The organism is Gallaecimonas aegicerasi (assembly GCF_045291545.1).
Classification (GTDB): domain Bacteria; phylum Pseudomonadota; class Gammaproteobacteria; order Enterobacterales; family Gallaecimonadaceae; genus Gallaecimonas.
Genome location: NZ_CP149514.1, coordinates 1,062,329 through 1,074,505 on the forward strand (window position 1 = coordinate 1,062,329; position 12,177 = coordinate 1,074,505).

At 55.4% G+C, this 12,177-nt stretch carries 15 protein-coding genes; 8 read left to right on the plus strand and 7 right to left on the minus strand.

Annotated elements, in window-relative coordinates; translation table 11 throughout:
* Positions 1-11: 11 nt before the first annotated feature.
* The 3 genes from WDB70_RS05190 (at position 12) to WDB70_RS05200 (ending at position 1,677) form a co-directional block, all read left to right on the plus strand.
* The gene (locus tag WDB70_RS05190) at positions 12-566 is read left to right on the plus strand and encodes an NAD(P)H nitroreductase (protein ID WP_406667299.1); all 555 of its coding nucleotides are present in this window, start codon (positions 12-14) and stop codon (positions 564-566) included.
* A 62-nt stretch (positions 567-628) separates the two neighbouring features.
* Positions 629-979: an antitoxin Xre-like helix-turn-helix domain-containing protein gene (locus WDB70_RS05195; protein ID WP_406667301.1), complete on the plus strand. Its 351-nt coding sequence runs from the start codon at positions 629-631 to the stop codon at positions 977-979.
* Complete coding sequence (locus WDB70_RS05200) at positions 976-1,677, plus strand: RES family NAD+ phosphorylase (protein WP_406667303.1); 702 nt, start codon at positions 976-978, stop codon at positions 1,675-1,677. Before WDB70_RS05195 ends, WDB70_RS05200 begins: the two co-directional genes overlap by 4 nt.
* On the opposite strand, the gene WDB70_RS05205 is transcribed toward WDB70_RS05200, so the two are convergent.
* Complete coding sequence (locus tag WDB70_RS05205; RefSeq protein ID WP_406667305.1) at positions 1,674-2,162, minus strand: putative 4-hydroxy-4-methyl-2-oxoglutarate aldolase; 489 nt, start codon at positions 2,160-2,162, stop codon at positions 1,674-1,676. The genes WDB70_RS05200 and WDB70_RS05205 overlap by 4 nt on opposite strands.
* A 62-nt stretch (positions 2,163-2,224) precedes the next feature.
* Between WDB70_RS05205 and WDB70_RS05210 the strand changes: the two genes are divergently transcribed.
* Positions 2,225-3,103 carry a radical SAM protein gene (locus WDB70_RS05210; protein ID WP_406667307.1) on the plus strand — a complete coding sequence of 293 codons (879 nt, stop codon included), beginning with the start codon at positions 2,225-2,227 and terminating at the stop codon, positions 3,101-3,103.
* A gap of 59 nt (positions 3,104-3,162) precedes the next feature.
* The gene (locus tag WDB70_RS05215) at positions 3,163-3,981 is read left to right on the plus strand and encodes a DNA ligase (RefSeq protein WP_406667309.1); all 819 of its coding nucleotides are present in this window, start codon (positions 3,163-3,165) and stop codon (positions 3,979-3,981) included.
* A 52-nt stretch (positions 3,982-4,033) separates the two neighbouring features.
* Here WDB70_RS05215 and WDB70_RS05220 read toward each other — a convergent pair whose 3' ends face one another.
* Positions 4,034-4,243, minus strand: coding sequence for a cold-shock protein (locus tag WDB70_RS05220; protein WP_406667311.1), 210 nt, complete (start codon positions 4,241-4,243; stop codon positions 4,034-4,036).
* 221 nt (positions 4,244-4,464) lie between these two features.
* On the opposite strand from WDB70_RS05220, the gene WDB70_RS05225 reads away from it, so the two are divergent.
* Positions 4,465-5,184, plus strand: a complete 720-nt coding sequence (locus WDB70_RS05225) for a DUF3581 family protein (RefSeq protein ID WP_406667313.1) — start codon at positions 4,465-4,467, stop codon at positions 5,182-5,184.
* Between the two features lie 12 nt (positions 5,185-5,196).
* Here WDB70_RS05225 and WDB70_RS05230 read toward each other — a convergent pair whose 3' ends face one another.
* Genes WDB70_RS05230 through WDB70_RS05245 form a run of 4 tightly spaced genes read right to left on the minus strand, consistent with a single transcriptional unit; the run spans position 5,197 to position 7,320 of the window.
* Complete coding sequence (locus WDB70_RS05230) at positions 5,197-5,544, minus strand: putative quinol monooxygenase (protein ID WP_406667315.1); 348 nt, start codon at positions 5,542-5,544, stop codon at positions 5,197-5,199.
* A 10-nt stretch (positions 5,545-5,554) separates the two neighbouring features.
* Entirely contained in the window at positions 5,555-6,049 is a 495-nt protein-coding gene (locus tag WDB70_RS05235) for a DUF1543 domain-containing protein (protein ID WP_406667317.1), read from the minus strand.
* Positions 6,050-7,027: a CobW family GTP-binding protein gene (locus WDB70_RS05240; protein ID WP_406667319.1), complete on the minus strand. Its 978-nt coding sequence runs from the start codon at positions 7,025-7,027 to the stop codon at positions 6,050-6,052.
* A complete protein-coding gene (locus tag WDB70_RS05245; protein ID WP_406667321.1) occupies positions 7,027-7,320 on the minus strand; it encodes a DUF440 family protein in 294 nt (97 codons plus the stop codon). The genes WDB70_RS05240 and WDB70_RS05245 overlap by 1 nt, the downstream gene beginning before the upstream one ends.
* A gap of 247 nt (positions 7,321-7,567) precedes the next feature.
* Between WDB70_RS05245 and WDB70_RS05250 the strand changes: the two genes are divergently transcribed.
* Positions 7,568-8,014 carry a Fur family transcriptional regulator gene (locus tag WDB70_RS05250; RefSeq protein WP_406667323.1) on the plus strand — a complete coding sequence of 149 codons (447 nt, stop codon included), beginning with the start codon at positions 7,568-7,570 and terminating at the stop codon, positions 8,012-8,014.
* A 96-nt stretch (positions 8,015-8,110) separates the two neighbouring features.
* Entirely contained in the window at positions 8,111-9,685 is a 1,575-nt protein-coding gene (locus tag WDB70_RS05255; RefSeq protein ID WP_406667325.1) for a PAS domain-containing methyl-accepting chemotaxis protein, read from the plus strand.
* A 75-nt stretch (positions 9,686-9,760) separates the two neighbouring features.
* Here the strand turns inward: WDB70_RS05255 and WDB70_RS05260 are convergent, their stop codons facing one another.
* Positions 9,761-11,926, minus strand: a complete 2,166-nt coding sequence (locus WDB70_RS05260; RefSeq protein WP_406667327.1) for a M3 family metallopeptidase — start codon at positions 11,924-11,926, stop codon at positions 9,761-9,763.
* Positions 11,927-12,177 lie beyond the last annotated feature (251 nt).

The window sequence follows — 12,177 nt, forward strand, 5'->3', positions numbered from 1 at the left end:
TGAAGGTGGTTATGAAGGCTCTGGATATTCTGCTTAATCGTACTTCTATCAGTCAGTTAGCTGAGCCAGCGCCCAGCAGTGAGGCGCTGGAAAACTTATTTCAGGCCGCGCTGCGGGTGCCGGACCATGGTGGCTTAAAGCCTTTTCGCTGGGTTGTAATAAGTGGCGCCGGGCGTGAACGGCTCAGCGCGGTGTGTTATCAGGCCCTGCTGGCTCGCGATGCCGAAGCCGACGATAAAGCGCAGGCCAAGGCTCAGCAGCTGTTTTTACGGGCGCCGATGGTGATAGCGGTGATCTCCGACGTGCAAGCGCACCCGAAAGTGCCGCTATTGGAACAGCACATTACTGCCGGACTGGCAGCCCATGCCATGCAGATGGCGGCAGTGGCGCAGGGGTTTGGCGGAATTTGGCGTACCGGCCCTTATGCTACAGATCCGTTGGTACGGGAGGCCCTGGCGGTAAGTGGTGATAACGAAATCGTCGGTTTTTTATATCTCGGTACGCCGCTGAATGAGAAACGCAAAGTTCCTCGGCCAGACAGTCAGAGTTTCACCACATATTTCTAGTCATTTTTGTTTCATTTGTGTCACGGTGGTATAAAATGTCTCCTATGTAATGGGAGGTTTGCATGTCTGCGGTAGCACAACCTGACGCACGGCAGGTACTCAGTAAAGCGGTTGTCAACGCCGGTAAGGCCCTGGGCTTGACACAGGCGGAGGTAGGGCAGGTGATTGGCCGTAACCGCACCCGGCTGCGTGACGGCATTGAAGCCACCAGTAAAGAAGGCGAACTGGCGCTATTGCTTATTCGCCTGCACCGTAGCCTCTATAGCCTGACCGGTGGCGACAGCGCGGCGATGAAACACTTCATGGTTACCCATAACCAGCTGAGCCTGGGTATTCCCAAGCAGCAGATTGGGTCAGTGACGGGTCTGGTGCGGCTGGTCACCATTTTGGATGCCTTGCGGGGTAAGCTGTGACGCCGATTGCCGGGATGGCCTGGCGGCTGGTGGAAGCGCAGGAACAGGTGGCGACTGCGGCCTTGGTGGATAACCTGGCAGAACAACAGCTATTGGAAGACTTGCTGGAATTTGCCAAGCCGCCCCGGCCGGCTGGTACGGAAAGTCTGCATTATCTTCTGGCCACACCTTTTCGTTACCCGCCCTTGCCCTGGGGCTCGCGTTTTGGTGGACGGCACGAACCGAGCCTGCTATACGCCGGTAAAACCATCAATGTTACGCTCACCGAAAGTGCCTATTACCGGCTATTGTTCTGGCACTCCATGGCTCAGCCGCCAGCGGGGCAACTGCGTAGTCAGCACACTTTGTTTGCGTTTCATTATCGTACCGAGCATGGCGAACGGTTGCAGGAACGTGCCGAGCAGGCTTTGCTGACCGATCCAGAGCATTACCGGTATTGTCAGCAGTTGGGGAGCCAGCTACGCGCCGCTGGCGTTGATGCTTTTGAGTATGTGTCAGCCCGTTGCCCGGATGGCGAACTGAATGTGGCCTTGTTCACTCCTGCGGCGCTGGTCAGTCAACGGCCCCGGCGCATGAGCCGCTGGTTGTGTGAGGTCAGTGCGGCCGGGGTTAGCTTCCTCGGCGGTGAGGGGAACGATCTGTACCTGTTCCCTGCCGAGCTGTTTTTAATTGATGGGCAATTGCCGTTACCGGCTTAATCGATAAACGGCAGCGCTTCGTTACTGAATACTACACCGTTACCGTCCGCATAAACCCATTGCCCGGGCCGCACTGCCACGCCGTCGAGGTGTAGTTCGACATTGAGGCTGCCGGCTCCTTTGCGGTCGGTCTTAAAGGGGCAGGCGCCCAAGGCTTTGACGCCCAACGGCAATTCGGCAATGGCGCCAACATCGCGGATGGCACCCAGAACGATCACCCCTCGCCACTGGTTATCCACGGCGGTTTCGGCAATCACATCGCCCATCAGTGCCCGGTTCAGCGAACCACAGCCATCAACAACTAACACTTTGCCATGGCCGGGCGTGGCCAGCACTTCTTTGACCCGGGAGTTATCTTCAAAGCAACTGACGGTAACCACCTCACCGAAAAAGACGGTCTTGCCGCCATAATCGCGCAACGGTGCTTGCAACAATGTCAGTTGCTCAGCATGAGCATCACAGAGATCGGGCAACAGATCTTGCATTCTGGCCTCCAGGCGGCAGCTATGGGAAAGTTATAGCACTCATATGACCAGTTAAAAGCCTGATGTTCAAGCCATCTTATATTGAACCTGTGTTCCGGCCACCGTCGGAGTGGCGTTCGCTGATCCTGCAAGTGACCAACGGTTGTAGCTATAACCGTTGTACCTTTTGTGACATGTATACCGCGCCGCAAAAGCGCTTTCGGGCCAAAAAGCTGGCTGAGATAGAGTCTGAACTTCAGCAATTAGCCGGCGGCCCCTGGGACAGGGTCTTTCTGGCGGATGGTGACGCCATGATGCTGCCAGGGCACCGGTTGTTGGCCATCTGTGAACGTATTCGCCATTATCTACCCCAGGTGCGACGGATCAGCAGTTACTGCCTGCCACGCAACCTTGGCAATAAAGATGACGCAACCCTGGCGCAACTGGCTGAGCTGGGGCTAACGCTGGCTTATGTTGGTTGTGAAAGTGGCGATGACGAGGTATTAGCGGGGATCAACAAGGGTGAAACCTACGCCAGCTCTGAACGGGCGTTACTGCGCCTTGGGCAAGCGGGTATCAAACGTTCGGTGATGATCCTCAATGGCATGGGAGGGCGTGAGCGCAGTGCGCAGCATGCCCGGCATTCGGCGGCACTGATGAATGCCACCCAGCCGGAATACCTGTCGACGCTGGTGGTGTCCTTTCCCTTTGGTATGGAGCGGGTCAAGGCTGGTTTTGGCGGCCACTTTACGCCGCTGGATGTGCCGGCGCTGATGGCTGAACAACAGCAATTGCTGGCAGCACTTAACCTGCAACGCACGGTGTTTCGTTCCGATCACGCTTCCAATTATCTGCTGCTCAAAGGTGTCTTGGGCAAAGACAAAGAGCGCCTGTTAGAGCAACTTAAGGCGGCTCGCCAGGGGCTTGTGCCACTACGCCAGGAGTGGCAACGGGGGCTCTAGTGGCGAAGCAAGCGGTTTTCATCTTTAGTTAGCCTACACCCATAGCAAAGGACTGCATGATGAAAAGGCTCTGGATCCTGGCCTGGCTACCACTGTGGCTGGTGGCCGGCGAACTGCAACTGGCTCAGGTTGCCCCCGTCAATATTGACCCTGCTCCTTATTTCATTTCTGAAAAGTACGACGGTATTCGCGGCCACTGGACTGGTCAGCAATTGCTCAGCAAACAAGGGCGGGTACTGGCGACGCCTGCCTGGTTTATTGCGGCATTGCCGGATTTTGCCGTCGATGGTGAGCTTTGGGCCGGCCGTGGGGGCTTTCAGCAAGTCGCTGCAACCGTGCTGGACAGCACGCCCAATGACCGGGCCTGGCGACAAATTCGCTATATGTTGTTTGATTTACCGGAACATCCAGGGCCGTTCAGCATACGCCAGGCGGTACTTAAACGCTGGGTAGAGCAGCAGCAACGCCCTTGGCTGCGCTGGGCGCCGCAGCTACGCCTGACCAGTCGTCAGGCCTTGGCGCAGCATCTAGCCACAGTGGTTGATGGCGGTGGCGAAGGGCTGATGCTGCATCGCGCTGATGCCCTGTATGACAGTGGCCGCACCGGAGCGGTGCTGAAACTCAAGCCACTGGATGACATGGAAGGTACTGTGGTGGCCATCATCCCTGGCAAAGGGCGCTTTAGCGGCATGATGGGCAGCTTGTTGTTGCGACTTGATAGTGGCCAGACTTTCAAACTGGGCACGGGCTTTAGCCATGCCCAGCGTCGCCAGCCGCCTGCGGTTGGCAGTAGGGTGACTTTTGCTTATCAGGGGCTAACCAATGCTGGCAAGCCTCGCTTTGCCCGTTTTTTGCGGGTGCGGCCGCCGGGCAGTTAATGAAAAACGGCGCTTTTCAGCGCCGTTTTTACGGATCCTAAAAACGCCGTCGTCAAATAACGGTTACGTTTTCAGCCTGCGGGCCTTTCTGACCCTGAGTAACCACCATGGTTACCTGCTGGCCTTCTTTGAGAGTACGACGGCCATTACCGTTGATAGCGCTGAAGTGAACAAACACATCTTTACCGCCATCTTGCTCAATGAAACCGAAACCTTTTTCGTCATTGAACCACTTAACGGTACCATTTACTTGATTTGACATGACTTTCTCTTTCCATTTCCACTGACATCAGTCAGCTATTGCATTGCCAGTCCTTAGTGACTGATTGTGAACAGGTTAAAAACCGTTCATTCAGCATCATCTACCCATCTGCACAAAATGTAAACCGTTTGCGCTGGTCTGACCTTGCTGCTGGCTAGACCATTGCCACCGGGAAATAGCGTTACACTAATGCCCTAGTTTATGGTTGGTTTGTTAACGCTATGTTTTTAAAGGATTATTTTAGTTCTGTTGCGGGTGGCTATGCATTCAGCCGGGCCCAGGCCAGTGCCTTTGCCAAGGGTGTGGCGGCTGATTTCAACCCCATTCATGACGAGGATGCCAAGCGTTTTTGTGTGCCCGGCGACTTGCTGTTCGCCATGCTGCTGGCCAAGCAGGGGCTGCATCAGACCATGCATTGTAACTTTGCCGGTATGGTCGGCGGGGACTTGCCGCTGTTTCTGTCTGGTGATGGCACCAATACCCGACTTGCTGATGAAAACGGCAAAACCTACCTGGAAATGGCCCACGGTGGGGAAGTCAGCCATGACATGGCACTGATCGAAAGCCTGGTGCGCCGCTATGTGCGTTTTTCCGGTCAGAATTTCCCGCCGATCCTAGTGCCGCTGATGTGCGAACAGCAGGTGATGATTAACCCGGCCCGGCCATTGGTCATGTATCAGAGCATGTCGGTGACATTATCGCACCTGGCACTGCAAGACCCGCAGATTGTCTTTACCGGTGCCGAGCTGGATGTGCAAGGTAAGCGCGGTAATGCCACTTTGCGCTTTGACTTTGTCGACCAGGAACAGGTGGTCGGTCATGGCCAAAAGGAAATGGTGCTGTCCGGGCTGGTGCCTTACCAGCAACAGGCGATGGACGACATGGTCGCTTTTTACCTGCAGCGCCGCGAAGCTTTTGGTGCAGCCAAAAACGCCGCTTAACGCGGCGTTTTTTCACAGTGCCGGCGCGTCAAAGTCAGCCGGTTCGTCACTGTAGATACAGACATTGTGGCGCGCGACCAGGCCATCTTCGGCAACACACTGGCTCTGGAAAAAATCTTGGATAGCACTGCGCTGGCAGTGGGCTTCGAAACTGGCCATATCGGCCCAGATCTCATTGAACACCAACGGCAGGCTTTGCCCTTCAGCAAAAGGGCTGGGAATATGACGGGTTACCCGATACTGCAAGCAGCCGTCTTCACGCAGCGTATCGGCTTCCAGTGCCTGTAACACCCTGAATAATGCTTCTTCTTTACCGGCTTTGGCTGCAAAGCTGGCAATGCAATAGACCTTCTTGGACATAATTTCCTCGTCAGGACAGAATGATGTAATCGCTGGCTTGGCTGATCCCCTGATGTGGCCCGGCCAGCAGCTGCACATAACGGCCATCGAGCTGATCAATCAAAATGCAATCGTCAACATCCAGCACCGCGTCTGCATGGGGTTTGTGCCAGTGGCTGGCAATTTGTGCCTTGCCTTTGGCCTTGGCTTGTTGGTGGTTTTCGGCCACCACCAGTAAATACTGATGAGCTTCGCCGAAGGCGCCTGGCTCGTAACCACCGAGATTGATAAAAAATAAGCGTGGCTCGCCGACCGCCGGGGCCTGATCACTAAAGCGCACCTGATAGTCTTCAATACCATCAACGGCGTACCACGAATCAATATGCAGGCCCTTGGGAGCACCAAACCATTGCTGGCGCAGTTGTGGGTAGGTGGCCTGGAGATCGTCGCCGCGGGCAAACACCACATCATGTACTTCAATGCGGGCGCGGGGGTGTTTACCACCGAGCATGACAACGTAGAGCATTCAATTATCCTCCCGTAACGCGGCGATTAAGCCGGTTATCAGCGGCTCCAGAGCTATGGGCTGGTCATCAATAAGCTCTACCCGGCTGTCGGCCACCAGAGCCAGTTCATTAATGGCCAGGGTGGAGTCGGCAGCATTGAAGGTCATGGTGCCTTTTTCGGTATACATAACGGCTTTCAGGCGCAAAGGCTCATAGGCGCTAAATAAAAACCACAGTTCGCGAAAATCAAAGCAAACACCGGGGCGAAACAGCAAGCCGGCACTATAGAGGCCGTCACGCTGTTGCTGGCGGCTAACATAAAGTTCGCCGTCAGGCACCGTTAGGCTGGCCGGTATGACCGGCGCATCATGTGGGTTCTGGGTCTGCCACTTTTGTGCGATAGGGCGCGGCGGCGTTGCCAGAGCCGCCAGCGGTATTTGTCCCTGAGTGGTCCAAAGCCGTTCTGAGGTCAGTGCCAACTGGTCTGCCAGGGCGTAGCTGGCTGCCTGACTTGGGCAGTCCGGCCGGTCGGTTTTATTGAACACCAGTACATCGGCGACCTGTAGCTGCTGCATAAAAAGGGGCTGCAGGCGCAGGCGCTGGTCGGCCAGCTTGGCAGGGTCCACCAGCGTCAGGGTGGCTTGCAGTGTTAAGGTTCCTTGCCAGGCTGCCAGTTGTTCTAGCAGTGCCGCCGGGTGGCCGAGGCCGGTGGGTTCTATCAGTAAACGGTCAGGTCGGCGATGTTTGAGCAGCTGCTGCAAGGCAACCTGCATGGCCACACCCTGGGCGCAGCAAATACAGCCACCAGGCACTTCGGTAATAGTGGCGCCACTGTCAGCGAGCAAAGCGCCATCAATGCCGATGTCACCAAATTCATTGACCAATACCGCCCAGTGCTGATCTGCTGGCTTATTGGCCAGCAGCTGTAGGATGGTGGTGGTTTTGCCGGTGCCCAGAAAGCCGGTGATCACATGGGTTGGTACTGGCAGAGTGAACATCAGCGTTTCCAGATGCATTGCGGCGGAAAGCGGCCATCCAGCGCCAACAGCATACGGCAGAAAATCACCTCAAATTCGTCGTTGTCGCCCACCAGGCCAATATGTAGCTCGGTAATCAGGGTTGGATCGACAGCAGAGGTCATGGCCCAGTCGGCGCTGGCTGGCACCGCGTCTACGGCGCCACGCTGCTCAAATTCCAGCGTTAAATCCACCAGATCGGTGGCGCAGAGATGGTCTGCTGCCAGCTTGAGAAAATGTTCGTAACCGAACTCGATGGCGTCGTCGACTGTCATTGCGCCTCCTGAAAATCAGCGACATTGTCGCTTATTTTCGGGCGCTTGGGCAGGGGTAAAGAAGCCGTCCGTGGCTTGATGCAATTTGTCCGTCATCCAGGGAGATGAGGATCTTCACTATGAACGTGGCCAGAAGCGGATAACAGGGCATTTGCCGGGCCGTTGTAGCAAACAATGCCGGGACACGAGTTGTCACCCGGGCCTTGTCCATTGATAATGGCGCTACCATTTCCTGACCATGGCGATCATGAACGTACCCACCCGCGAACTGCTGGAAGAAGCCCAACGTCGTTGCCGTCAGCAAGGGCGGCAGTGGACCAACCAGCGCGCTGACGTTCTGGCCATCATGGCCGAACAGCGTACGCCGGTTACCGCTTATGAGCTACTTGAAGCCATTCGCGCTGTCCACCCCAATCCCAAGCCGGCAACCGTTTACCGGGCGCTGGACTTTTTCATGGCTCTGGGGCTGGTGCATAAGCTGGACTCGGATAACCGTTTTATTCTTTGCCAGCATCAACATGAGCACCACACTGCCCAGTTCATGATTTGCGATGACTGTGGCCAGGTGCAGGAAATGCCCGTATCTGCGGTATTGCAGCAAGAGCTGGAACAACAAGCCACCAAACTCGGCTTTGAAATGACCCGCCAGGGCATGGAAATTCACGGCCACTGCGTACGTTGCCGTCAAAGCTAAGTGCCGCCATATAGCGCCATGCTCAGCCATGGCGCCCACCTCGTATTGTTTCCCAACGTAGTAGTTGATTCGCTGAGGATTGAGGATTAAGCAATCATGCGTGAAAACCTGCCTGTTACGCAGCAAGAGCGTACTTTCGAACGTCAAACCAAACTGATTTCAACCACTGATATCCACGGTAATATCCAGCACTGCAACGATGCTTTTGTTGAGGTCAGTGGCTTTAGCCGTGCGGAGCTGCTTGGTCAGCCGCATAACATGGTGCGTCACCCGGACATGCCAGCGGCCGCCTTCAAAGTCATGTGGCAGCATCTCAAGGCCGGTAAACCCTGGATGGGCATGGTCAAGAACCGTTGTAAAAACGGCGACTATTACTGGGTTAATGCCTATATCAGCCCGGTAAGTGAAAACGGCCAGATCATTGGCTACGAGTCAGTGCGTACCTGCCCCGAGCGTGAAGACGTTGCCCGCGCCGAAAAGCTCTACCAAAGGCTTAATGCGGGCCAACGGGCCAGGGCCAAACCGAGCTGGCTAACAAACGACTACACCAGCATGGTAGCGATGTTGGTTGTTGCTATTGCACTGATGCTGAGCATCAACCTGCTGACGGCGGCGCATCCGTTATTGTCAGACAGCTTGCTGGCGTTACTTTTTGCAGGCTACGGCGGCAGTATGGTGAGCCAGCAGCGGCGCTTGCAACGGCAGTTGAATCGTCAGTTGGGTCAGGCGTTTAGCCATGAACTGGCGGTCTACAGCTACACCGATGGCAATCTTGCTACGGGCCAGCTGAAGGTCAAAATCATGAGCCTGCGCAGCCATCTCGATACTGTACTGACCCGCATTGAAGATGCCTCCGCAGAAGTGGCCAAGCGTTCCGGCAGTGGCCTGGCGCAAGCCAGGGAAGTGTGTGAGCAGATGAATAACCAGCAGCTGGAAACCGAAAAGGTGGCGTCGGCAATGCATCAGATGACCACCACCATTGCCGATGTGTCGGCCCATGTGCAGGAAACCGCCGGCCATGCCGATAAAGCCAGCGGCCTGGCCGCGGAAGGCCTGGATATGGCGGTAACCACCCGCACCTCCATTGAAAAACTCAACGGCACAGTCGATAACATCGGTGACTCTGTGCAGGCCTTGTCTGAGCAGAGTTATCGCATAGCCCAGGCGGCGCAGGTCATTGAACAGATCGCTGAACAAACCAATCTGCTGGCGCTCAATGCCGCCATTGAAGCGGCGCGGGCCGGTGAACAGGGCCGGGGCTTTGCCGTGGTGGCCGATGAAGTGCGGCAATTGGCGCAGCGTACGCAGCAGTCAACCAAGGAAATTCATCAGATCATCGATGAGCTTAAAAGCCGTGCGGAAAGTGCTGTAACTGTTGCCCACTCTGGCCGTGACGATGCCAACCTCGGATTGGAAAATGTACGCAGTACAGAAAAAATGCTCGGGGGCATCGCTGATGCGGTGAAACACATCGCGGCCATGGCCATTCAAATGGCGACAGCAGTAGAGGAACAGGCGCATGTCGCAGACGACATCAACGGCCAGGTGCTCACCATTTCCTCACTGGCTGATGCCAGCTTGCACAAAGCTACCGACTCTGCTGACAGCATCAAGCACCTGCAGCAGGTCGCCGGCCAGTTACACGAACTGGTCAGTCACTTTCGCCAGTAAGCAAATTCAGCGGAACAACTTTAGCTGTATAAAAAAACGGCCCCGAAGGGCCGTTTTTGTTGAGCTTGGTGCGGCTTAGTCTTTGCTGTCATCCAGGCCGCGACGCTTCAACAGGGCGTCGGTGGTCGGCTTTTGGCCACGGAAGTTGATGTAATCTTGCATCAGATCCTGGCTGTTACCTTTAGACAGAACATCTTTACGGAACTTGTCGCCGTTCTCGCGGGTCAGGCCGCCGTGATCCTTCATGTACTGGAAGGCGTCAGCAGCGAACACTTCGGTCCACAGGTAGGCGTAGTAGCCCGCTGAGTAGCCGTTGGAGAAGATGTGGCTGAAGTAATCCGACTTGTAACGCGGCGGTACCGGCGCGTAATCGATACCGTGCTTGGCCAGCGCATCATGCTCGAACTGGTCGATATCTTTGATGTCGGTACCGGCCGGGATGGAATGCCATTCCATATCCAGCAGCGCTGCGGCCAGGTATTCGGTGGTATCAAAACCCTGGTTGAATTTATGGGCTTTGAGCACTTTATCCAGCAGTGCTTTGGGGATCGGCTCGCCAGTTTTGTAGTTCTTGGCGTAGTGGCTGATCACTTCCGGGTTGATGTCCCAGTCTTCGTTGAACTGTGACGGGAATTCCACGAAGTCACGGGCGGTGTTGGTACCGGCCAGGCTCGGGTATTTGACGTCAGAGAACAGGCCGTGCAGGGCGTGGCCAAACTCGTGGAACATGGTGGTGACTTCGTCGAAGGTCATCAACGTCGGTTGACCGTCAGCCGGCTGAGGAATGTTCAGGGCGTTATAAACCACCGGCTTGGTGCCCAGCAGGCCGCTCTGACCTACGAAAGCATCCATCCAGGCGCCACCGTTTTTACCGGTACGGGCATAAGGGTCAAGGTAGAACAGGCCGATGGAGCTGCCGTCTTTGTCGAAGACTTCAAAGGCCAGTACATTTTTGTTCCAGACCGGCAGATCCTTGCGCGGTTTGAGGGTGATGCCGTACAGCTTGTGCATGGCATAGAACAGGCCGTCGTGCAGCACGGTGTTGAACTCGAAGTACGGCTTAACCTGACTTTCGTCGAGATTGTATTTTTCTTCGCGTACTTTGTTGGCGTAGTAAGCCCAGTCCCACGGCTGCAGGGTGAAATCGCCACCGTCTTTCTTGATTTCGGCCTGGATGTCGGCGGCTTCAGACTTGGCTTTGGCGACCGCTTTTGGTACCAGGTTATCGAGGATCTTAAAGACCGCGTCCGGGGTTTTCGCCATCTGATCGGCAGTCACGTATGCCGCCCAGTTGGGGTAGCCCAGCAGCTTGGCTTTTTCAGCGCGCAGCTCCACCATTTTCTTCACAACCGGAGAGTTGTCTTTGGCGCGGTTGGCCGATTTTTCCCAGATTTCTTTGCGCAGTTCGCGGTTGTCCAGGCTAGCCAGGATAGGCTGGCGAGTGGTGTTGACCAGAGTGATCATGTAGCCGTCTTTACCGGCTGCCTTCGCGGCGGCGGCCAAAGAGGTAATTTCGTCGTCAGACAGGCCAGCCAGCTTGCTCTTGTCTTTGACGATGATCACATCATCTTTGAAAGACTTGAGGATGTTTTGCTGGAACTGAGTGCTCAACTGGGCCAGCTGGCTGTTGAGGTCACGCATTTTCGCTTTGTCGTTATCAGACAGCTTGGCGCCGGCACGAACAAACTGGTTGTAGTAGTAGTCAACCAGGCGCTGATCTTCGGCGCTCAGTTTGTCTTTGCTGTTGTAAACGGTTTGCATCCGTGCGAACAGGGTCGGGTTCATGTAGATGCTGTCTTCATGAGCTGACAGCTTCGGTGCCATTTCGGCGCCAATTTTCTGGTACTGCGGGTTGGAGATAAGCCCCGCCAGGTTGAAGAAGTCGCGGGAAACGCGATTCAGCAACTCACCGCTTTTTTCCATGGCAACGATGGTGTTATCGAAAGTTGCCGGCTCGGAGTTGTTGGCGATCTTGGCGATTTCGGCGCTGTGCTCTTCAATTCCTTTGTTGAAGGCCGGCACGTAATCGGCGGTGGTGATTTTATCAAACTGCGGTGCCTGATCCTGCAGCGGGGATTTGTGCATCAGTACGTTTTCAGCGGTGGCCGGAGCGGTACTGGCAGCTGCAGAGGCCGCCGGTTTCGGAGCCTGGGTATTCTGGGTTTGTTCATGTTTCTGATCAGAACAGGCTGACAGCGCCAGCGCGGCGGTAATGGCCGTGGCAATGAGGGTTTTTTTCATGGTTACTCCCTGATGTTCTGCCCGGTTATATTTTATAGGGGCAGCTCTGTGGTTAACCCTCTCACCTTACAAGCCGCGGCCAAAGCCGACAATGGCTGCTAAGCGGCATAAAACGGCACTTGGCCGGGTTTATTTGTGTCAAAACTTTTCTATTAAGCTCTGGTTTACCTTAATTAAAAATCACTTAACAAGGCGTTTACCAAAATGACTTTTTATCAAAAAAGGCGCCTGTAGGCGCCTTGGTGATAACA

Bases quoted from the DNA above. Each gene is read 5' to 3' on its own strand.
- WDB70_RS05190 (WP_406667299.1), top strand. From the start codon at position 12: ATGAAGGCTCTGGATATTCTGCTTAATCGTACTTCTATCAGTCAGTTA.
- WDB70_RS05195 (WP_406667301.1), top strand. From the start codon at position 629: ATGTCTGCGGTAGCACAACCTGACGCACGGCAGGTACTCAGTAAAGCG.
- WDB70_RS05205 (WP_406667305.1), bottom strand. From the start codon at position 2,162: ATGCAAGATCTGTTGCCCGATCTCTGTGATGCTCATGCTGAGCAACTG.
- WDB70_RS05210 (WP_406667307.1), top strand. From the start codon at position 2,225: ATGTTCAAGCCATCTTATATTGAACCTGTGTTCCGGCCACCGTCGGAG.
- WDB70_RS05215 (WP_406667309.1), top strand. From the start codon at position 3,163: ATGAAAAGGCTCTGGATCCTGGCCTGGCTACCACTGTGGCTGGTGGCC.
- WDB70_RS05220 (WP_406667311.1), bottom strand. From the start codon at position 4,243: ATGTCAAATCAAGTAAATGGTACCGTTAAGTGGTTCAATGACGAAAAA.
- WDB70_RS05225 (WP_406667313.1), top strand. From the start codon at position 4,465: ATGTTTTTAAAGGATTATTTTAGTTCTGTTGCGGGTGGCTATGCATTC.
- WDB70_RS05230 (WP_406667315.1), bottom strand. From the start codon at position 5,544: ATGTCCAAGAAGGTCTATTGCATTGCCAGCTTTGCAGCCAAAGCCGGT.
- WDB70_RS05235 (WP_406667317.1), bottom strand. From the start codon at position 6,049: ATGCTCTACGTTGTCATGCTCGGTGGTAAACACCCCCGCGCCCGCATT.
- WDB70_RS05240 (WP_406667319.1), bottom strand. From the start codon at position 7,027: ATGTTCACTCTGCCAGTACCAACCCATGTGATCACCGGCTTTCTGGGC.
- WDB70_RS05245 (WP_406667321.1), bottom strand. From the start codon at position 7,320: ATGACAGTCGACGACGCCATCGAGTTCGGTTACGAACATTTTCTCAAG.
- WDB70_RS05250 (WP_406667323.1), top strand. From the start codon at position 7,568: ATGAACGTACCCACCCGCGAACTGCTGGAAGAAGCCCAACGTCGTTGC.
- WDB70_RS05255 (WP_406667325.1), top strand. From the start codon at position 8,111: ATGCGTGAAAACCTGCCTGTTACGCAGCAAGAGCGTACTTTCGAACGT.
- WDB70_RS05260 (WP_406667327.1), bottom strand. From the start codon at position 11,926: ATGAAAAAAACCCTCATTGCCACGGCCATTACCGCCGCGCTGGCGCTG.